The sequence below is a fragment of the Marinomonas sp. 63XJN7_7_ISO-PGPR-S23-202 genome, assembly GCF_056173505.1.
In genome coordinates this window covers 1,767,580-1,788,754 of sequence record NZ_CM149677.1, presented here as the reverse complement: position 1 = coordinate 1,788,754, position 21,175 = coordinate 1,767,580, and the positions used below count along the sequence as shown (strand labels likewise).

At 46.0% G+C, this 21,175-nt stretch carries 19 protein-coding genes; 4 read left to right on the top strand and 15 right to left on the bottom strand.

The window, feature by feature from the left end:
* Window positions 1–168 precede the first annotated feature (168 nt).
* The 7 genes from npdG to AC0VYG_RS08265 all read right to left on the bottom strand — a co-directional run bounded on the left by npdG (window position 169) and on the right by AC0VYG_RS08265 (window position 6,614).
* Window positions 169–903: an NADPH-dependent F420 reductase gene (gene npdG, locus AC0VYG_RS08295; RefSeq protein ID WP_475431841.1), complete on the bottom strand. Its 735-nt coding sequence runs from the start codon at window positions 901–903 to the stop codon at window positions 169–171.
* A complete protein-coding gene (cofE, locus tag AC0VYG_RS08290) occupies window positions 900–1,730 on the bottom strand; it encodes a coenzyme F420-0:L-glutamate ligase (protein WP_475431840.1) in 831 nt (276 codons plus the stop codon). The genes npdG and cofE overlap by 4 nt, the downstream gene beginning before the upstream one ends.
* Window positions 1,723–2,388 carry a 2-phospho-L-lactate guanylyltransferase gene (cofC, locus tag AC0VYG_RS08285; RefSeq protein WP_475431839.1) on the bottom strand — a complete coding sequence of 222 codons (666 nt, stop codon included), beginning with the start codon at window positions 2,386–2,388 and terminating at the stop codon, window positions 1,723–1,725. The genes cofE and cofC overlap by 8 nt, the downstream gene beginning before the upstream one ends.
* Window positions 2,388–3,347 (bottom strand): 2-phospho-L-lactate transferase, encoded by a 960-nt coding sequence (cofD, locus tag AC0VYG_RS08280; RefSeq protein WP_475431838.1) that lies wholly within the window; start codon window positions 3,345–3,347, stop codon window positions 2,388–2,390. Before cofD ends, cofC begins: the two co-directional genes overlap by 1 nt.
* The gene (gene cofH / locus AC0VYG_RS08275) at window positions 3,347–4,567 is read right to left on the bottom strand and encodes a 5-amino-6-(D-ribitylamino)uracil--L-tyrosine 4-hydroxyphenyl transferase CofH (protein WP_475431837.1); all 1,221 of its coding nucleotides are present in this window, start codon (window positions 4,565–4,567) and stop codon (window positions 3,347–3,349) included. Before cofH ends, cofD begins: the two co-directional genes overlap by 1 nt.
* Window positions 4,564–5,706 carry a 7,8-didemethyl-8-hydroxy-5-deazariboflavin synthase CofG gene (gene cofG / locus AC0VYG_RS08270; protein WP_475431836.1) on the bottom strand — a complete coding sequence of 381 codons (1,143 nt, stop codon included), beginning with the start codon at window positions 5,704–5,706 and terminating at the stop codon, window positions 4,564–4,566. The genes cofH and cofG overlap by 4 nt, the downstream gene beginning before the upstream one ends.
* A gap of 260 nt (window positions 5,707–5,966) precedes the next feature.
* Window positions 5,967–6,614: a TetR family transcriptional regulator C-terminal domain-containing protein gene (locus tag AC0VYG_RS08265; protein ID WP_475431835.1), complete on the bottom strand. Its 648-nt coding sequence runs from the start codon at window positions 6,612–6,614 to the stop codon at window positions 5,967–5,969.
* 288 nt (window positions 6,615–6,902) lie between these two features.
* Here AC0VYG_RS08265 and AC0VYG_RS08260 point away from each other — a divergent pair, with 288 nt between their 5' ends.
* From AC0VYG_RS08260 to hydA, 3 genes are all read left to right on the top strand, one after another.
* Entirely contained in the window at window positions 6,903–8,141 is a 1,239-nt protein-coding gene (locus AC0VYG_RS08260; RefSeq protein ID WP_475431834.1) for an allantoate amidohydrolase, read from the top strand.
* 66 nt (window positions 8,142–8,207) lie between these two features.
* On the top strand, window positions 8,208–9,692 hold the full coding sequence (locus AC0VYG_RS08255) for an NCS1 family nucleobase:cation symporter-1 (RefSeq protein ID WP_475431833.1): 1,485 nt from the start codon (window positions 8,208–8,210) through the stop codon (window positions 9,690–9,692).
* A gap of 186 nt (window positions 9,693–9,878) precedes the next feature.
* Window positions 9,879–11,318, top strand: coding sequence for a dihydropyrimidinase (hydA, locus tag AC0VYG_RS08250; protein ID WP_475431832.1), 1,440 nt, complete (start codon window positions 9,879–9,881; stop codon window positions 11,316–11,318).
* A 101-nt stretch (window positions 11,319–11,419) separates the two neighbouring features.
* Here hydA and AC0VYG_RS08245 read toward each other — a convergent pair whose 3' ends face one another.
* The 7 genes from AC0VYG_RS08245 to AC0VYG_RS08215 form a co-directional block, all read right to left on the bottom strand.
* Complete coding sequence (locus AC0VYG_RS08245; protein WP_475431831.1) at window positions 11,420–12,145, bottom strand: aspartate/glutamate racemase family protein; 726 nt, start codon at window positions 12,143–12,145, stop codon at window positions 11,420–11,422.
* Window positions 12,146–12,435: 290 nt separating this feature from the next.
* Window positions 12,436–13,725 (bottom strand): guanine deaminase, encoded by a 1,290-nt coding sequence (gene guaD, locus AC0VYG_RS08240; protein ID WP_475431830.1) that lies wholly within the window; start codon window positions 13,723–13,725, stop codon window positions 12,436–12,438.
* A gap of 3 nt (window positions 13,726–13,728) precedes the next feature.
* Window positions 13,729–14,532 (bottom strand): ABC transporter permease, encoded by an 804-nt coding sequence (locus AC0VYG_RS08235; RefSeq protein WP_475431829.1) that lies wholly within the window; start codon window positions 14,530–14,532, stop codon window positions 13,729–13,731.
* Entirely contained in the window at window positions 14,529–15,431 is a 903-nt protein-coding gene (locus AC0VYG_RS08230; RefSeq protein WP_475431828.1) for an ABC transporter ATP-binding protein, read from the bottom strand. Before AC0VYG_RS08230 ends, AC0VYG_RS08235 begins: the two co-directional genes overlap by 4 nt.
* A 64-nt stretch (window positions 15,432–15,495) precedes the next feature.
* Entirely contained in the window at window positions 15,496–16,494 is a 999-nt protein-coding gene (locus AC0VYG_RS08225) for an ABC transporter substrate-binding protein (protein ID WP_475431827.1), read from the bottom strand.
* A 92-nt stretch (window positions 16,495–16,586) separates the two neighbouring features.
* Window positions 16,587–17,243 (bottom strand): NAD(P)H:quinone oxidoreductase, encoded by a 657-nt coding sequence (wrbA, locus tag AC0VYG_RS08220; protein ID WP_475431826.1) that lies wholly within the window; start codon window positions 17,241–17,243, stop codon window positions 16,587–16,589.
* 81 nt (window positions 17,244–17,324) lie between these two features.
* Window positions 17,325–18,323: an isopenicillin N synthase family dioxygenase gene (locus tag AC0VYG_RS08215; RefSeq protein ID WP_475431825.1), complete on the bottom strand. Its 999-nt coding sequence runs from the start codon at window positions 18,321–18,323 to the stop codon at window positions 17,325–17,327.
* 614 nt (window positions 18,324–18,937) lie between these two features.
* On the opposite strand from AC0VYG_RS08215, the gene AC0VYG_RS08210 reads away from it, so the two are divergent.
* The gene (locus AC0VYG_RS08210) at window positions 18,938–20,293 is read left to right on the top strand and encodes an amidohydrolase family protein (RefSeq protein ID WP_475431824.1); all 1,356 of its coding nucleotides are present in this window, start codon (window positions 18,938–18,940) and stop codon (window positions 20,291–20,293) included.
* Between the two features lie 54 nt (window positions 20,294–20,347).
* Here the strand turns inward: AC0VYG_RS08210 and AC0VYG_RS08205 are convergent, their stop codons facing one another.
* On the bottom strand, window positions 20,348–21,172 hold the full coding sequence (locus AC0VYG_RS08205) for a phosphodiesterase (protein ID WP_475431823.1): 825 nt from the start codon (window positions 21,170–21,172) through the stop codon (window positions 20,348–20,350).
* Between the last annotated feature and the right edge of the window lie 3 nt (window positions 21,173–21,175).

Here is a 21,175-nt window from a genome sequence, read left to right as displayed (position 1 = left end):
CTTTTTTAATATTTTTCAAAGTTTGAATCTGTTCTAAACAACTTTCCACGATGTACTGAGCAAAACCAAGACGAGGCAAAAACAGACGAAAAAGAGGAGTCTATAAGTTATAAATGAGCATTTTGAGTCTGTTTTTAACAAAGTATTGGTGAGTTAAGTAATCGAAACCTAATGATCTGGTGGACAAATGCGAACCCCGGCATGGCTAAAAGGCACGTCTTTTGAGATATTCAAACGGATCAAAATGGGCGTCAGCGCCTCTATACAACGAGCACTTTCGGCTAATCCTGCGTTATAAGCCTTGGTACCCATCCTTTCGATAAGCGACATCACGCTTTTTTTCGCCGCTAAATCATTACCACATACGAGAATATCGCAGTTGATGGAGCGCGATAGATCATTCAGCGTGACAGCTGACACATTATGCAACGCACCAACAACGGCAATACTTTCTCCCAGCAATGCCTGTGCCGATTCGGTAACCGAACCCACTTCAGGCATAACAACGGCTTTAGGGTTACCCGGCGCGAGAGGCACTACAATGTCGATTAATATTTTGCCTTCCAATAAAGGCTTTAATGTCGCCAAGGTGGCATCATGTCCGCTGTATGGCACGGACAACACCACCATTTGATCGGCAGCCTTGGTGGCTTCTTCCATGGACATGCCCGTAATATCAGCATCGCCTTTCCATTCAGGTAAGTCCCATTCAGACAAGGTCGTAATAAGCTGTTGGGCCGTTTCTTGTGCTTTGTCCGGATCACGAGACCCAAGCACAACGCTCACACCAGCCATGGCTAAACGTAACGCTAACCCTTTTCCTTGTGGTCCCGTGCCACCAATAATGGCGACTTTGCGGGTCTCTTCTTTCATCTCTGCGGTATTCATCGCTACTTTACTCATCGAAAAAGGTCCTCATTGTGGGAACGAATAAGATCTCGGCTGCTACTGTCGGTTTTCGGCCAATCAAGACCTCGAAAAACAATCACCGGGGCTTTGGCACTTTTTTCCATTAATAGTCCAGACGCGGCCGCCAACTCATCGCCAAACGCAGGCGCGGTGACACTTAAAGGTCGACCAAAAGCGTCCACTTCCCCCGCCATATTCATAACGCCTGGCACATTGGCCAGGCCAATCGCCACATTGGTTTGCCCTAACCGCCAGGGGCGACCAAAGGTATCGCTGATAACCACCCCTAAGTTGCAGTTAAAATGAGACTCCAACGCACAGCACAGTTGTCGAGCGCTTTTGTCTGGATCGTCCGGCAGTAAAATAAGCTGCCCAGGGTGATCCGCATTGGATTCATCTACTGCCGCATTGGCACAAATGTAGCCATTTTTATGCTCTGCAATCAGTACACCTTCTTGCTGCTCGGAACGCTTCACCGCGCGGACAATGCGTTTTGATTGAGAGAGAATCACTTCGACTTTTCGCGGATCCTTGTTGACTGTTTTGGCTAATGTAATGGCATCATCGCTGGGAGTGATTTGATCTAAAAAGGCACACGCCCCTTCGGTTTTCGATACCACTTTATGGGCAATCACTAAGATGTCGCCTTCAAGCAAGGTTTGTTGATTCAACGCAAGCGTATCGATAATGCTTTGCGCTAAATCATCTCCTTGCTGAAAGTCGGGTAAGCCACGTAAACGAAACATCGACATAGCATCCGAAGAGGCAAACACAGAAGAAGACGTCATAGGAAAAGAAGCAACAGCAAGTGAATCAGACATAAGACCGCTCCTTCGATTGCGGCGCTAGTCGCCATGTTTTAAAACGATTTGGTTGTTGCTGTGTTGCCTGTTCTAAATCATCGCTTTGATCAATATCCAAGGACAAATGAGGTAACTGCAAGGAACAGCAACGTAACCCCCGTTGTGCCGCATGTTGGTGATGAGACAAGGCCGAATGCACACCATAGTGAAATGCAATGGCACTCGGTGGCGTGGTTAATAACGCGTTGGTACCACCATCTTTCGCCTCCGCAATCACCACGTCTGATTCCCTTGCAGTCATTAATAGGGTGTGAATTTCTTGTTTATCCAACCAAGCAATATCACTGGGAATAATCAGCTGATGAGCGTAGCCCAAAGAAGTGACTTTTTGACAAGCACGGTCTAGTGCGCCATTAAGCCCTAAGCCACCTTCATCAAATAGACACAAGGCACCATGCCGTTGTGCCAAGGCTAATATCTCCCTTGAATCACTCACCACCAACACATCCAGACTGGCAAATTCATGCCGAAAAAACACCAAAGTGCTTTCAAACAAATTCAATGCCAGCTTTTCTCGAGATGCATCTGACAAACAACTCGCTAAACGCTGCTTAGCACGACGGGGCGATTTCATAGGAATCACCACACAGAGCTTTTTCAACAGAGGTTGTTCCATTATGCCGCCCTCAGATTACGTCGAGACTGAGCAAATTCAATCACCTTGGTCATGAGCCCTTGCTTGTCTTGAGTGCTTTTCATAAAAGTGTTCGTCACCAAGACATCCACCCCCTCATCATGCAACCAAGGCACATCGTTTCGGTCGGCATCATCTATTACCAAAGCGTGCAAAAAAGAGGAATAACACTGATAAATGCCTTTTGAATCGATGCTTTTCCCTGCACTTTCCAACATTTTGTCTGCTGGCCCTTTAATTGTTTTTCCGCCAATCAAAGGTGAAACAGCGATCACATAGGCCCCGCTTTTTGCAATGGCTTCTTGAATTCCGGACACCGCAAGAATGGCACCGATACTGACAATAGGGTTACTCGGTGCAATTACAATTACATCGCTTTTGGTGAGCTGAGATAGGGCTTCCGGCGTCGCTTTGGCTATGTTGGCACCACTGTATTCAATAGCTGACACTTCTGGCTGGCAGCGCTCACGTACAAAATATTCTTGAAACGACAACCAACCCTGCTTCGTTTGCACTCGTGTCTGCACTACATCGTCGGTAGGTAATAAAATCGGTAGCGTAACCCCATGGCGCGTCGCTAAACGCTGAGTAATATAGGTCGGGCGGACGCCTTGTTTGCGTAATTCCGTTCGATAAATATGGGTCGCAAGATCCAAATCCCCCAAGGTCATCCAAGTCTCTTTACCAAGGGCATTCAGCTCACTTAAAACTTGGTGTGTTTCATTTTTTCGCCCCCAACCTTGCTGGCGATCAATCTGATCACCAAGGGAATAAATCAAAGTATCAATATCGGGCGAGACCCAAAGTCCGTGAAACTCTTCATCATCGGCCACATTACCAATGATTTGTGTCGCGTTCGCATATTGGCTCGCGGCTAGGCCTTCGGCGGCTTTTGCACCGCCCACACCACCAGCGAGTAAGGTAATGGTTAATTCTGACATTAGGCGACTCCTTGAATAGCAATGCGTTTTTCCATCGCAGGAGCGGATCCATAATCTTTTACCATGCCATAACTTGTGTTGCGTTGAATTGCTTTAAGGCCCGCTGCATGAATATTGGCCACCATGTCTTCAGGCATCACTTCTTGGCCATGAGTCGCGCCTGCCGCTCGGGAAATGCTCTCGTTCATCAAGGTGCCACCCAAATCATTCGCGCCTGAACGTAACATGGCCGCGGCCACATCGGGGCCCATTTTTACCCACGATGCTTGGATGTTATCAATGTGGCCTTGCAGCATTAAACGAGCAATAGCGTGCATTTTAAAATGCTCATCACGGGTTGGCCCTGGACGAACCGTGTCAGGATTGTCTTTGTACAAGCGTGTTTCGTAGTGAATAAATCCCAGTGGCACAAACTCGGTAAAGCCGCCCGTTTCTTTTTGAATATCACGCAACCGTTTTAAATGATTGGCCCAATGGACGGGCTGATCCACATGCCCATACATAATGGTCGAGGTGGTTTTCACGCCAACGGAATGGGCGGCTTTGATAATACGAATCCACTCTTCTGTGGTGAGCTTATTTTTCGTGAGTTTTTTGCGCACCTCGGTATCCAAGATTTCAGCGGCCGTACCTGGCATAGTGCCAAGCCCTAATGCCTTTAATTCGGCTAGAAAGACCTCTGGCGCTAATTTCGCTTTTTTGCAGCCATACCAAATTTCAAATGGTGAAAACGCATGGATATGGATATCTGGGACTCGCTTTTTCACAGCGATCACCAAATTTCGATAGTAATCCGCATTAATCTCAGGATGTAACCCACCTTGAATACAAACTTCTGTAGCCCCTCGATGCCAAGCTTCTTCGGCACGGTCAGCCACTTGCTCCACAGTGAGAAATTCTGCCTCTTTATCACCTTTTTCTTTCGCAAAATTACAAAAGCGACACCCCATATAACAAACATTGGTAAAGTTGATATTACGGGTGATCACAAAGCTGCCCGTATTGCCGACGCGCTTTTCGCGCACTTTATCGGCAGTGTCCAGTACCGCCTGGCTTTCGACGCCCTGCGTGTCGAATAACACACATGCTTCTTCGACACTGAGTTCGTTGCCCGCCAAGGCTTTATTTAAAATATTACGTACCCTTGAGCCCACTTGATTTAACTGTGGTGTAAATGAATCTGCAGCAGGTGCCAATAAATAGGATGATAATGAGTTCATGCGACCACCTCTTCTTTAAGAAAATAATTCGAATGAGTCGCTTGTCCCGATAAGTCAGCCACTCGATGGGTTAAGTTTGCGGTGAGATAACGGCTCTCTTGCTCTTGGAAGCGGGCGTAAATCGTCAAGCGCTCCTCTAGGGAATAACCCAGCCCTTGACAGGCCTTCGCCACATTATCGATCTGTGGCCAAGCCCGCTCTGGATTAATAAAATCTTTCGTCAGCGGCGAGATTCCGCCCCAATCATTAATACCTGCGTGGATATAACTCCCGTATTCTTCTTGTAAATTCGGCGGAGCTTGTACACTGATTTCTGCAGGTAACAGCAAACGCGCCAGGGCGATGGTTCGCTTCATGTCATCAAGGCTAGGTTCCATACAAGCCGCCATGGCGGTTCCAGGTTTCGCGCGGAAATTTTGAATAATGACTTCTTGAATATGACCATAAGACAAATGACGTTCACGAATGGCAAGCAAACTATCAATACGATCTTGCCAACTTTCACCGATACCGATCAAAATCCCCGTCGTAAAGGCGATATCAAGGCGACCCGCTTGCTCTAAAGTATTAAGCCGACGCTTCGGCGTTTTATCTGGACACGCATGATGCGCTTGGCCTTTTTTTAATAGCGTATTAGAGACCGTTTCTAACATCATCCCCATACTCGCCGCGACGGGTTTGAGATGCTTTAATTCATCGTAAGATAGAGCGCCCGCATTAATATGCGGCAGCAAAGTGGTTTCAAGTAACACATTTTCACACTGGTCATGAAGGTAATCTAAGGTATGGGTATAGCCAAGATGGCTCAGTAAATCCCGTGCCTTTTGATGGCGCTCTTCAGGACGCTCCCCCAAGCTAAACAAGGCTTCTTTGCAATCCAGTACTTGGCCTTCTCGTGCCGTTTTCAACACTTGTTCAGGTGTCATGTAATTCGCATCGGGAGAATCAGGCCCTTGCACAAAGGTGCAGTAGCCACAGGCATCACGACACATATTGGTCAGAGGAATAAACACTTTTTTCGAGTACGTTAGTCGCTTTCCCCAATGTTCATCACGTATTCTGGCTGCGTGTTGGCATAATGCGAACAGATCAGGACCACTGGCAAATTCATAAGATTGCGCTTCTGAAATAGAAATCATATTCACTCCAACCAACAGGATTAAATTAATTTTTTACCATTTGGTATAAAAATTAATAACACGGTTTTTTTAGCGGAGTAAATTGTTTTTTTTAGTGCAGAATGTGCACCATTTTAGAGATAGGAAATTTAACTAAAGATAAATAAACAGTTAACCAAAGGGTTAAGATTATGAAAAATTTGATTTTTTGGTTGACCTTATCCAACAAAAAATGAAGTCAACCAAGCAGAATTAATAAAGAAAACATTGTGAAAATAAAGTTAATTATTTTTTTTGGCACCAAGAGCGCGCACAACAAACTCAGTGACAGCGTCTTCGGCTCGTTGAAAATCCTCTTCTTCTAGAGCATTTTTGCCCAGCAACACTTCCATTTGTACCGAAAAATCGGCATAAGTTTGTGTCGCCGCCCAAATAGTGAAGAACAAATGCTCGGGGTCGATACAATCAATTAATCCCTTATTTATCCAAGACTTAACCAAAATAACATCGCGCTCAAATTGAGGTTTTAAATGACTAATAAGATACTCTTTAAGCACTGGCGCCCCACTGATAATCTCGTGGGCAAACACTTTTGAGCCATTGGGATACTGTCGTGAAAGCGCCATTTTTTCACTGACATAGCGCCGAATTATCGCCTCAGGTGTATCACCTTGAACTTCTAAAAAAGACAGTTTCTCTATCCAAATATCCAACATCTCCTTTAATACTCTTCTATATAGTAAGTCTTTGTTTGGAAAGTAATAAATTAGATTTTGTTTGGAGATTTTTGCGATTTCAGCAATACGTTCCATGGAGGAACCACTAAACCCTTTTGACGCAAAAACAATTTCTGCAGCACGTAGGATACGCGATTCTAATACTTCCCTATTCACTGACTGCTTCGTCCGTTTTTCTTTTTTATCCAGCAAGCTTCACCTCAAACTATAAGACACTGTTTTTATTTAATTTTTCGACATTACATTTTCAAAATATCATAACAATTATACGCCTACGAGAAAATCATTTCTCACAATCATTTAAAAGTTGGCCTATTTGTTGCTGACCGAAAAGACAGCATCGATTTTTTTGAAAAAAGCAAGTCATTCTTATCATTTGGCATGAACATCATGTTTGGTAAGTTTTCTGTGCGATCAACTTTTACCTTTTGGTAAATTTTATTTTTCATACTGATTTATTGAGTTATAGGGGAGAACATCATGCAGGATCTTCGTATTAACAAACAACGCCTTTGGGACACACTAATGGAAATGGGAGACATTGGCGGAACAAAGAAAGGCGGTTGCAACCGTTTAGCAGGAACGGATTTAGACAAACAGGCTCGCGATCTTTTTGTCTCTTGGTGCAAAGAGGCAGGCTGCGATATTTCCATCGACAAAATTGGCAACATCTTTGCTCGTAGACCGGGTAAGAACAATGACCTCCCTGCCGTAGGAACAGGCAGCCATCTTGATACACAGCCAACTGGTGGTAAATTTGACGGCGTCTTCGGCGTTTTATCTGGGGTCGAGGTACTGCGTACCCTCCACGAAAATAACATTGAAACCCCAACGGCAATGGAATTCTCCGTCTGGACTAACGAAGAAGGCTCCCGCTTTCAACCAGCAATGCAAGGCTCGGGAACCTATGTAGGTCGTTTTGATTTAGAAACCGAACTCAACAAAACCGATGTAAATGGCATCCGCCTTGGCGATGAGCTAGAGCGAATTGGTTACTTGGGGGATATGGAACTGGGCAGTCGACATATGGGGGCCTTCTTTGAAGCCCACATAGAACAAGGACCCATTCTCGAAGACGAAGAGAAAATGATTGGTATCGTTCGGCTCGGTCAAGGGATTCGCTGGTATAACATTGAAGTCATTGGCCGCCCTTCTCATTCTGGCACCACCCCCATGCACTTGCGCAAAGATGCCATGCTCGCTGCCTCACTGATAGTGGCAGAAATGAAAGCCATTGCCGACCGCCATGAAAATGGTTTGGGAACCGTTGGTTTTATGCAAGTCTGGCCAAACTCTCGTAACACCATTCCTGGCAATGTGAAGTTCAGTGCCGATCTGCGTAATCCCAAACCCGATGTATTACTGGCAATGCACGAAGAACTGTTGGCCTTCTGCAAAAAAATCTCCATCGACCATGGTCTTGAAGTCAATGTGGACCCTTTCTGGTATTTCGCTCCCGTGGAATTTAATGCTTCCGATGATGTAAAAGCCGCCACAGAAAAGCTGGGGTACAGCCATATGGATATCTATGCCGGTGCGGGACACGATGCCTGCTACATGGCAGACCTTGTTCCCACAGGTATGATTTTTACGCCTTGTCTGAATGGCATCAGTCATAACGAAGCCGAATACAGCTCCCCAGAAGAATGTGCAGCGGGCGCCAACGTATTACTTCATACCATGCTGGAAGCCAGTGAACGCATTGCGAAGGAACATTAGTCCACTTAAGAAACGGACAAAATACCCTCAAACCACTCTTAAATAATCACATGACAGAGGTGAATCATGACCAGCAAATCTATAAAAAAGGGCGACTTCTACGAATTAGAAGTTGATAGCGACCTCCAATATAGCACGGCCTATAACGATGACCTTGCACCAACAAAATTGAGTGAACGCACCTGGAGCAAATGGAACATTGCTGCGTTATGGGTTGGGATGGCCATTTGTGTTCCCTCTTATACATTAGGGGGAGTGCTAACGGCTTATTTTGGTTTATCCGTCATGGAAGCCTTATTCACCATTTTGATCGCCAACTTAATCCTACTGATTCCTCTGACACTAAACGCTTACCCTGGTACCAAATTCGGCATTCCGTTCCCGGTGTTACTTCGTTCCTCTTTTGGTATGGTCGGCTCAAATATTCCCTGTTTAATCCGTGGTTTAGTTGCCTGTGGTTGGTTTGGTATTCAAACGATGTTTGGTGGTATGGCCGTCCATCTGTTCCTATCTGCGATTTCCAGCAGCTGGGCCAGCTTAGGAGGCACCGGTGAAGTGCTTGGCTTTTTCATATTCTGGGCATTGAACATGTATGTGGTGATTCGTGGCTCAGAATCCATTAAGTGGATGGAAACACTCGCGGCCCCCCTTTTACTCGCCGTTTCAATAGGCCTGCTTGTTTGGGCAAGTGGCAAAGTCTCTCTTGTTGAAGTGTTATCCACCCCTGCGACACGAGCTGTCGGATCTAGCTTTTGGGGGTATTTCTTTGGTGGATTAACCGCCATGGTGGGATTTTGGGCAACGCTGTCGCTTAATATTCCCGACTTTAGCCGTTATGCAAAATCCCAAAAAGATCAAGTCATCGGACAAATTATTGGTTTGCCATTGACCATGTTCTTGTTTGCATCACTTGGGGTTATTCTAACCGCCGCGTCACCAACGCTTGTTGGGGCAACCGTTTCCGATCCCATTTCGCTAATCGGCAAAATCCACAGCCCTTTCTGGGTGGCCATTGCTATGGTGCTGATCGTCATTGCGACTCTGTCTACTAACACGGCCGCCAATGTCGTATCTCCCACCAACGATTTTCAAAATATCGCCCCTAAATACATTAATCAAACCCGTGGCGCTTTATTAACAGGTTTTATTGGTATTGCTCTAATGAGCTGGGAGCTATTGAAAAAACTCGGTTGGGTTCAATCCGATGTCAGTGTAGAAGGCATGTACTCCAACTGGCTTCTGGGCTACTCAAGCCTACTTGGCCCGATTGCAGGCATCATGATTGTCGATTACTTCTTAATCAAGCGCCAGCATTTAGACTTAGTTGCCCTGTACACCCCAAACAGCCTTTACCCTAACTTTAATAGCTCAGGTTTGATTGCTTTTGCTTTGCCAGTGGTCATTACGCTGATTGCCGTTAATACCCCAGCCATTGGCTGGTTCTACCACTACGGCTGGTTTACCGGGGCGGCCACTGGTGCCATTGTGTATTTCTTCTTAGCCAGTGCCAAACAAAGCCCCTCTCGCCAAGCAAAGGCGGTGCAATCTTAATCGCAGTTCAATCAGGGTCTTTTCGTTAACCACAAAGTAACCATAAGCACCAAAGTCACCCTTGGTGTTTATGGTGACAATATCCTTTTCACGGTACAAGGTGCAGCGGTCCAACATGACCTTATACACAATGTTCCGTGGGTAAACTTCTAATAATAGTGAACATCTAACAATAAGGACGTCATTATGAGTCTACTGATCAAAGGGGGGACGATTGTCACCCATGAAGAATCGTTTCAAGCTGACATTTTATGTAAAGACAATAAGATTATTGAAATTGGTGAGATCAACAGCATACCTGACGATACCAAGGTCATCGATGCCACAGGCAAGCTGATCATGCCTGGGGGAATTGACCCTCATACCCACATGCAATTGCCTTTTATGGGTACGGTCGCCAAAGACGACTTTGCCTCCGGTACCGTCGCTGCTCTTGCTGGCGGTACAACGAGTATTATCGATTTTGTCATTCCTAGCCCTCAACAATCGCTCTTAGAGGCTTATCAGCAGTGGCGTCAGTGGTCCCAAAAATCCTATGCGAATTACACCTTTCACGTGGCGATTACCTGGTGGGATGACAGTGTCGGAGAAGAGATGGCAACGCTCGTCAACGAACACGGGGTAAACAGTTTCAAACACTTTATGGCTTATAAAAACGCCATCATGGCAACGGATGACATTCTTGTCTCCAGCTTCACGAAATGCCTTGAACTAGGTGCCATCCCCACCGTCCATGCTGAGAATGGCGAATTGGTGTATCACCTACAAAATAAGCTTATGGAACAAGGTTTAACCGGGCCGGAAGCCCATCCATTATCACGGCCTTCTTCTGTGGAAGGCGAAGCGGCGAATCGTGCTATTAGTATTGCCAACACACTCGGTGCTCCCCTTTATTTGGTGCATGTGTCTACCGAAGAAGCTGTCGATGCCATTCGCTATGCCAAAGACCATGGTTATACGATTTTCGGCGAAGTATTAGCTGGGCACTTAACCGTCGACGATAGCGTCTACCAAAACCCAGACTGGGCCACCGCTGCTGCCCACGTCATGAGCCCGCCATTTAGACCAAAACAGCATCAAGACGCCCTTTGGAAAGGGGTTCAGGGTGGAACATTACAAACCACAGCCACCGATCACTGCGCTTTTTGTGCGGAACAAAAAGCCATGGGGAAAGACAACTTTACACAAATACCCAATGGCACCGCTGGAGTGGAAGAGCGCATGATGGTGTTATGGGAAAAAGGCGTCAATGCAGGCAAAATCACCGCCAATGAGTTCGTCGCGCTCACCTCAACCAATACCGCGAAAATCTTTAATATTTACCCAAATAAAGGCTGTGTTCGTGTTGGCTCGGATGCTGATTTGGTGATTTGGAACCCTGCCACCACTCGAACACTGTCAGCGAAAACCCATCAATCCATGATTGAACACAGCATTTTCGAGGGTATGGAAATACACGGCGTGCCTGAAACCACCATCTGCAATGGTAAAGTAGCATGGCATCAAGGTGAATTACTGTCTCGTTCAGGCGATGGCAAATACATTAAGCGTCCCGCCTATGCGCCTTATTACGAAGCACTTAAAAAGCGTCAATCATTAAATCAACCCAAAGCGGTTTCACGTTAATATTTAATGATCATAAAAAGCACACTTTAAAAATAAGGGCGCCAAGGCGCCCTTATTTTGGGATGATGTAAACGCATTTTAAACAGAATTTTTTTATTATATTAACGTGGTGCCAAAAATTGAATAGCTCGTTCAACGCCTATTCTAGGGCTGCTAATCACGGGGATTGAAAGCTCAACGCCATCAACCACTCCCGCCATAGAGGATTGAGCAAGCATAATTAAATCGTAGTCCTGTTCTTTTTCTCTCAAAACTTTGGCGATGTCTTCATAATAACCTTTTTCATTACCTGACAAAAAATGTTCCCAGGCGTCATCAACATATTGAAGCGTCACTGTGGGTTTCACTCCAAAGTGATTCATGGAAGATTTCAATAGCTCACGGGTCGGCTTTAGCGTACTTTGTAACGCGGTTAAGACCAATATATTATTCGCGCGCTCTACCGCAAAATCCGCCATCGCTCGATCAATGCTTTCAATATGGCTATCATTAAGCATACCGATACTTTCTGCCACTTGCCCAATATACGAACAAGTGACAACTACCACTTTCGATTTTTGGCTCAGCGCTTCGATGGCGGCCGTCACATCCCCCTCTAATACTCTGTCTATGCCATTGGCGTGAGCTCGGCTCAAAAAGTGGGGTCTCACTTCATGTTTGACGGATAATTGCGGCGCAAGTTCCGCCATAATGGCATCAAAGCTTTTGACACATAAAGCAGAAGTATGCAAAAAAGCAATATCGTATTTTTTTGTGGCTACTCTTCGTTTAACGGAAGTGTTTACCGGTGTCATATTAAGTGTGAATGTTTCTGTTATCGCAGTCATAATCATCCCTCGAATACATAAAACGACTTATTTATAATAAGCCATATATAAATATAACGAACTTAACGTTACTATCTTTAGCTTCTTTTTTAAAAAGCTTCTAATATAATTTATAGTGGTTTTTGTTTTAATATTCTAGGAGGCAATCGCTTCATCCTTATAGTTTTTTCATTCATAAAAAAACTGACATAGAAGGTTTATTTGTATATAAAGAGACAGTAAAACCCTCACCTCTATTAAGGATAGTAAAGATATATAGAAAGCGTTATTTATCAGGTAAGCCTTGACGCTCAATTTTTAAAACACTGACGCTTTCCCGCAATAAAGGTCGACTGCACGGCCCTATCGTCCCCCAAAATCATCAAAGCAAAGAGTATTTCTTCAATGCTCTGACATAAGGTTTGCCGACGTTTCATTAAGGGTGTGCAAGCAAGGTTATAAATGACAAAGTCCGCCTCTTTACCACTCTCAAAATTGCCAATCTGATGATCTAGACTCAAGACTCTCGCATTGCCTAAGGTTGCCATATAAAAAGCACGTATAGGCGACAAGCATGTACCATTGATCTGACAAATTTTATACGCCTCACTCAAGGTCGCTAACATCGAAAAGCTGGTGCCCGCTCCAACATCCGTTGCGATTCCCGTTTGAACCATTTTGCTTGTTTTATCTAAATGGAATAAGCCGCTACCGAGAAACAGGTTGGATGTGGGACAAAATGCAATACGACTATCGCTGTCTTTAAGGCGCACCAATTCCGCTTCAGACAAGTGGATACCGTGACCAAACAAACTGCGCGGTCCCAATAATCCATGATGATCAAACACATCGACGTAATCACGACGCTCTGGAAACATTTCTTTTACTAGGGTCACTTCCGCGAGGTTTTCGGCTAAATGTGTTTGCATATAAAGATCTGGAAATTCTTCCATTAACGTGCGGATGTGCGCAAATTGCGCCGGTGTTGACGTCACCACAAAGCGCAATGTCGCAGCATACAATTGCCGTCCATTATGATGCCAACGCTCAATCAACTGGCGAGTCTGCTGATAGGAAGCTTCCGTGGTTTCACTTAGAGCATCTGGCGTATTTCGATCCATCATCGACTTACCCATGATCATACGTGTATTGCGTTTTTCGCTCGCGCAAAAAAAGGCCTCCGCAGCGGAAGCATGGACACTGCCAAATACTGCCGCCGTTGTCGTGCCATTTCTGAGTAATTCCTCTAAGAAAAACTCAGCCGTTTCTTGAGCCTGTTCAGAGTCCGAAAACCTAGCTTCCGTAGGGAAAGTATATTGATCAAGCCACGCCAGAAGTTGCTCTCCATGGGAGGCAATCACATCTACCTGTGGGTAGTGAACATGCGTGTCTATCAGGCCCGGCATAATCAGGGCATCTTGATAATAAAATACCGTGGCCTGTGGGTACTGCTTAAGTAATGCATCACGATTTCCGACGTCTGCAATGCGTCCTGAGCAGGTGTCTACCAACAAAAGGCCATCGGAAAAATACTCGTATTTATCTTGACCAAGAAAATGCAAAACAGACCCACAATGGGCTTGCAACGATGTTGTTGACATGGATTAGTTTTCCGTTTTTACGGCACTGTCATGCCAATTACGTAAGGCTAAATTCGATAACCAAACCATCAAAGCAAACAATAAAATCCCCGTTGCCGTAATCAAAAATAAGGCAGCAAACATTTTGGGAATTTGTAAGTTATAACTGGACTGCAAAATCATATACGCCAAACCCGCTTTTGCACCGCCCGTGCCGGCTACAAACTCAGCGACCACAGCACCGATCAGCGCTAGCCCAGAACTGATGCGCAAGCCTCCAAAGAAATATGGCAGAGCCCCTGGAATACGCAACCGCACTAGCTCTTGCCATCGGCTAGCACGATACATGCGAAACATATTTAATAGATTAGGATCCACACTGCGCAGGCCCAAGGTGGTGTTAGAAATAACGGGGAATATCGCCATAATAACCGCACAAACAACCAAGGCCCACGTGGTGTCGTTAATCCAAATAATGATTAAAGGCGCAATCGCTACGATGGGGGTGACCTGCATCAAAATAGCGTAGGGAAAGAAACTGACTTCAATCCATTTGCTCTGAATAAACAGAAGGGAACAAGCGACCCCCAACACTACGGATATCGCAAAAGCAAAAAACGTCACCGTTAAAGTGACCCAGAGTGCATGAAACAAAACACCCCAATTATTCACTAGAGCCTCAAAGATAGCCACTGGATCCGGCAGTATATAAGGCGCGATTCCTAAAGCGCGAACGATCAACTCCCACAACAGCAGAAATATCACCCCTACGGCGATAGGCGCCGCAACTTGAACAAACCCTTCGTTTTTAATCAGTGGTGTTTTCATACCTTGCCCTCCTGACCCATGGCACTGGCTTTTTCTAAAGCGAAGGAGACCTGTTTGCAATATTGTGCAAAGCTCTGAGAGACCCGAAAATCAGAGTGACGAGGAAATGGCTCATCAATGATAATGTCCTCCACAATACGTCCAGGACGCGCCGCCATCACTACGACTCGACTGGACAAATACACGGCTTCATAGACACTGTGTGTGACGAAAACAATCGTCCAACCATTCTCCTGCCATAATCTCAGCACATCATCATTCAGCTTATTGCGTGTCATCTCATCCAAAGCACCAAAAGGCTCATCCATCAGCAATAGATTCGGCTGAGTCACCAGTGCCCGCGCAATGGACGCCCGCATCTGCATACCACCTGAAAGTTCTCTAGGGTAAGCATCAGCAAAACGGCTTAAACCAACCATATCAAGGGCTTGCTCGACTCTCTTGTCGACATCTCCCGCGACGTATTTTTCCAAATCCAAGGGCAAGCGCACATTGCCTCGCACTTTCGCCCAGGGCATTAACGTGGCGTTTTGAAAGACAAACGCTAACTTACGCCCTTTTTCTCCGACCACATCATAATCTTGCTCCCACCACTTAATGGTGCCGCGTGATGCCTCACCAAGACCGGCCATAATCCGCAACAAGGTACTTTTGCCACAACCGGAAGGCCCCAGCAGACTAACAAACTCGCCTTGCTTAATGTCTATGGTGGCGTCTTTTAGAGCAGTGGTACCATTGCCGTAGACCTTATCGACATTACGTGCCTGAATAACAGGACGACGGGAACGCTTATCCCCTGTTGGGGCCACCTTATTGCTAACATCGACATCCTCCCTGTTCGAAACCCTTTCCGTGGTGTCCATTGTCGTACCAGAAAACTCTCTTATCATTGTCATCATCGTGCTCCAATGTACACGGGAGAAAGTACCAATCGGTTACATCATTCCCCCGTGATGCAGTGTATTATTTGGACATTAAAACAGGGGGTTTAGGCAGATAATCAAGGGAGTAGACATCTTTAATATTGATGTCTTTCGTCAACAATTTCTCTTTTTTCATTAAATCGTATAGCTGGGTCCAACGAGCATTAGTCATGACGCCAATGCCGCCTTTTTTGGCATCACCACCATCAAGCAAATGGTACTTTTTCATCATGGCAATACTAAAGGCGAGCTGAGCATCCGTCATTTGAGGATTGGCCTTTTTGATCAAGGCATTCCCCGGTGCAGGGTCTTTCATATAACTTGCCCATCCTTCCATTGTCGCTTTGACAAACCGTCTTACCACATCAGGATGTTGCTTGAGCATTTTTTGAGTGGTTTCAATGGTTTCAGCATATGGAGGGTAGCCATAATCCGCCATCAAAAAGATGGATGGCTTCACGCCACCTTTCTCTATCGCAAAGGGTTCTGAGGTTATATAGCCTTGTTGTGCAACCCCTTTATTCGCTAAAAAGGGAGCAACACTGAACGTGTATGGCCGCGCCATGCTGTCCGTGAACCCGTAATTAGCCTTTAACCAAGGGTAAAAACTGGTATAAGCCGATGTCGCGACATAAACAGGCAGCTTTTTGTCGGCAATTTCTTTTAAAGACTTAATATTGGGATGAGCAATAATGGCTTGAGGGTCTTTTTGAAATACGGCTGCCACCGTGACGACAGGCAAACCTTGAGACACAGCGTTCACACTGGACATGGGATAGCCCATTAACATATCAATACGTCCGGCCACCAAAAGTTGCATTCCGTTAACTTGTGGACCGCCCATCTTGATGTCGACATCTAGGCCGTATTTTTTATAAATCCCCATCGCTTTGGCTTGATAAAAACCGCCATGTTCCGCTTCAGCGAACCAATTTGTTCCGAAGGTTACCTTGTATAACGCTTTCGCCATGGTTGCCGAACTAAAGACAGCCATTCCGGTGACAGCAATAAAATAAAGCAGTATTTGTTTCAATCTCATAATGAGCACTCCAAATCCTATATAAAAGTAGTTGAACGCTTTGAACACGTGTTCTACTGGGTGTCATGACACCAAGCAGAAAGACACTCTATTTATTGCGCTAAGACCGCCGCCAGTTCCACAGAAGCAGGCTCTGCCTCAACTTGCCGCGCCAAACGAGCAACACGAGCTCCCAAGGTTGACGCGATGGTTAACTCAATCTCATCCACACCCAGCGAACCATCAAAGCCCGTGACAGCAGAGGCACCATAAGGAGAGCCCCCTTTACGAGTTTGAATCAACGCAGGTTCGCTATGGGGCACCCCACAAAGAATCATGCCATGCTGTAAAAATGGCAGCATAAGCGACAGCAAAGTCATTTCATTACCTGAATGCATGCCGCCAGTAGAGGTAAACACGGCACCAATTTTGCCGATGAGAGCCCCCTCTCTCCATAACGGCGCAATCTCATCAATAAAGGAACGTAGCGGTGCGCTCATAAGCCCATAGCGTGTTGGTGAGCCCCAAATAATGCCATCGGCCCAAACCAAGTCATCAGAACAAGCTTGTGGCAATTCTCGGTATTCCTGTTGTGCGGCAATAAAATCGGCTCGTTTTGTATCCACACTAAACTCCGGCTCTTGGATCGCCACACGGCGTACACGCACATGGGCACCTTCTTCTTGAGCCCCATCAGCAATGGCTTTCGCTAACGCCAGCGTGGAGCCATAACGCGAATCCACAATGACCGTCACCTTGGCTGTTTTCATGACCCTTCTCCTAAAAACACTCAAATCAAATGGCGTACTTGCTTGACGTTTTGCGTTGTACGCCGTCACGAGCAAAAACCGTTACTTTTTACCTGCAAAGTTGGCGTTAATGCGCTGCAATAAGTAGTCTCGAGCGGTTATCGGGGCATATTTTTCTTCAGGCCCTTGGATCAGCTGATCCTTATTGGCTTGACAGAAAAACGCCATACTGTATCGAGAGTGATTCGCCTCAGTGGCCGTTGGCATACGCACACGGTGTAACGTGGACAGAAGCTTGTCATCACTCCAGCGCATCAGCATGTCGCCAATATTGCAAGTGATGATCCCTTCCTCAGGTTCGACATTGCTCCACTCTTGGCGATTCGTCTCTTTGGCTTCTTTGCCAGGACACACCTGCAAACCGTCCTGCCCTGTTTTTTGAAAGACCATGGTTAAACAATCAAAATCCGTATGCGCGCCTGCTCGCCATAATCCAGATTGTTTTTCAACATTCTCTAAGGGCAAATAGTGCAGTAAGCGTAAGGTGCTTTGGTATTCTTGAGAGGTACGATCATGGGCCTGAGTAAAAAAGTCTTCGACAAAACCAAGCTTGTTGGCAAAACAAGACAACACTTTCATCCCCAACCGCCAAGCTTGATACTCAAAGGAGAGCATAATGCGCTGAAACTCTGGCACGGCCATTTGACTCGGCCATAAACCTGTCATGTGAGGTAAGGTAATCTGATAGGATTCTTTTTGATCTGGTGTGCCTGTCGAGGGACGCACTTGCGCTTTAAATTCCCAACCGACATTCAGGCCGTCTTTTAATGCATAGTGTGCTTTCTCTTCCTGAGACTGAGCAAAGAAACGCTCAGAAGCCTCAAAGGCTGTTTGAATCTCCTCGCGGGTAAGGCCGTGATTGACCAGCTGAAAAAAGCCAACGTTCGTTGCGGCTTGCCAAAGCTGCTCGGTTATTTCTTCTCGACGTTCGTCAAACGCACTTAGATCGATTAGTGAAATCTGGCGTTGATGATTTTCGACGCCCAGCCCCCCAATCGTCTTTTCAAAATCCAATTCATTCAAACCATAAGATGTGTCCATAGACTCTCCCAATAACCCATTATGTTATTGGAGCAATGCCCGACGATATTAACCGTCTGCCGCTTCTACTCCCCTGATTCTACTCACTGATATAAAGCGAGCTAAGGAGTGCGTGATTGAAAAGACGTCTAAGGTCAATCACCACGCGACCCGCTACCATACGCCTAAGACGAATGCTTGCCCGACCCCGTGAGCAATGACCCAGTTATCATCAACCTGTCAGCTTCTACTCATGGAAAATACACCCAATCGATGTACCACACCCTCAGCAATGCTTATGCCAACTGAAAAAAAGGGTTAAAGATCAATCATCTAAAAAACTATTAGAGAGCATTCCTCTTCATGGTATGCACTAGGAAGAGTCAACCCAATTCTAAAAAGCACAATAAACGCACCACTGGGCAAGGATTTTATTCAGTAAGGACATGACCAAAACGCCACTTCGCCAGCATTCATCAAGTTGGACAGCTTTTTGCTTGTTGGTTATAACCAAATGGTTAGCAGGAAAGAGTAGAAGCAGGCAGATACATCATCGGGTCATTGCTCTTGCCACATCAGCAACCGTACAAAGCCATTCACACTACTTTGTGCAACTGACGATCAGGAGCTTGTCTATGTCTTACCTCATTCAAAATACACGCGCCATTTTCGATTCTCCCAACAATACAGATATTCGTATTCGTGATGGCATCATTGCCGAGTTAGGCAACAACTTACAACCGGCGCCAGATGAGACGCTAATTAACGGCAAAGGCTGCGTTGCCTATCCTGGCATGGTCAATACCCATCACCATTTGGCGCAATCCGTGTTAAAAGGCATTCCTGAAGGGCTGAACCATCGCCTTGATGACTGGCTTGTCTCCGTCCCCTTTCGCTTTTGGCCAAGTATTTCCCCTGATTTAATGTACCACGCTGCCAAATTAGGCTTATATGAATTGCTTCGTTCTGGTGCAACCACCTGTGCAGATCATCATTATCTTTACCATGCTGGCTCAACAACGGAGATAGAAGACGCGGTATGGCAAGCAGCCGACGACTTAGGTATTCGTCTTGTTCTCTGTCGAGGCAGCACCACAAGTCGAGGTAGCCATCGTGGCATGCAATCTTCACCTATCCAGCCAGAAACGCTCGACCAAGTCATCGCACGCATGGACAAAACGCGTGTTCGGTATCATCAAGACAGCCCTATGGCGATGCGCCGCTTGGTAGTGGCACCAACCAGCCTTATCCACTCTTCAGAACCAACCACCCTTCGTGCCTTAGCCGCCTACGCCAGACAACACCAACTTAAGCTGCATTCCCATTTATTAGAAGTGGAATACGACGAAATACAAGCACAGCAAAGATACGGTATGAGTGCCATTGATTACGCTGAACACTGTGATTTTCTTGGCAGTGATGTCTGGTTTGCCCACCTTGTCTGGTCTGATGAGTATGCCATTGCCAAACTCGCCCAAACCGGAACCGGTATTGCTCACTGCCCCACCTCCAACTGTCGTTTGGGCAGCGGCATTGCTCCAGCCATTGCCATGCAAAATGCAGGCATCAAGATCACACTAGGCGTGGATGGGTCTGCTTCAGCAGAATCTGGCTCAATGATTCAAGAGGCCAACCTTGCTTGGTTACTCCACCGCGCGGCGAATAAAAACCCAGAAGTTACCACAGTCGACGAAACCCTCCGCTGGGCCAGCCGTAACGGCGCCAAGTTATTGGGATTAGATGGAGTGGGGGAAATCAAAGTGGGCATGGCCGCCGACATCGTTTTATACGATATCGATCAACCTCGCTTTGCTGGTGTGCATTCTACGCTATTCGCACCACTGCTCTGCGGTGAACCTGTTTCAGTCAAATACAGCTTTATCCAAGGCAAGCCAGTCATCAGTAATAACCAAGTGAAAAACCTCGATGAGAAAGAACTATTGGCCAATGTAAAAGAAGGCGTGGCGGCATTGTTAAAAAAGGTGAGTTGAAAACAAGGTCAATAAAAAAAGCAGAAAGCCTTAAAGCGCTTTCTGCTTCCTATTTTAGTCAATCAGTTTGTTATTCTCATCAAAAAAAGGAAATGGACCAGCGGACTTTTCACCCGCTTCTATGTAACTAATATGACTCACAATACTATCCGGCGCCAGCTTGAACAACTGGATAGCTGGCGGTTCGAGGGAGAATCTTGATGGCGCATTGGGGTTTAAATCCAGCGTCACCGCATGGCTATGAGAGGGTCCAACCCACACAGGCAGACCATTCCATGTGGCGTATATAGCACGATGTAAGTGCCCTGCTATTAGCCCTTTCACCTGTTTATAAGGCTCAAGTACTTGCCATAACTCATCATCATTGAGGAGTTTTTGCACATCCATATGGTCAATTCCCACCTTCATTGGCGGATGATGAAGAAAAATTAAGGTTGGCAAGTCACACTTGTCGGCCAACTGAGTCGACAACCACTCTAATGAATCGGGGGTTAAATGTCCGTATGGCTTACCCAATACAGAAGAGTCCAGCCCTATCAAATGATAGCCATCCGCGACATGGGAAAAATGGCAATAATCTGCATGATCAAAACTTGAAAAACCCTCAAAGGCAGCACGAAGGTATGCTCTATGGTCGTGATTCCCAGGTATCACTTTAACGGGAGCCTGCAGTTTTTTTAGCTCTGGTACCAACACATCGTATTCTTCTGGCGTACCAAAATCCCCTAAGTCGCCTGTTACCACCACCCAATCTGGCTGGGGAGAGAGACCATTAATGTGCGTCACCGCCTGTTTAAGACACTGTAACGTATCCACTTTTTGATAGGCGATTTTGCCTTGTTTTTTTATATGAAGGTCGGTTAGTTGGGCAATCAGCATAGC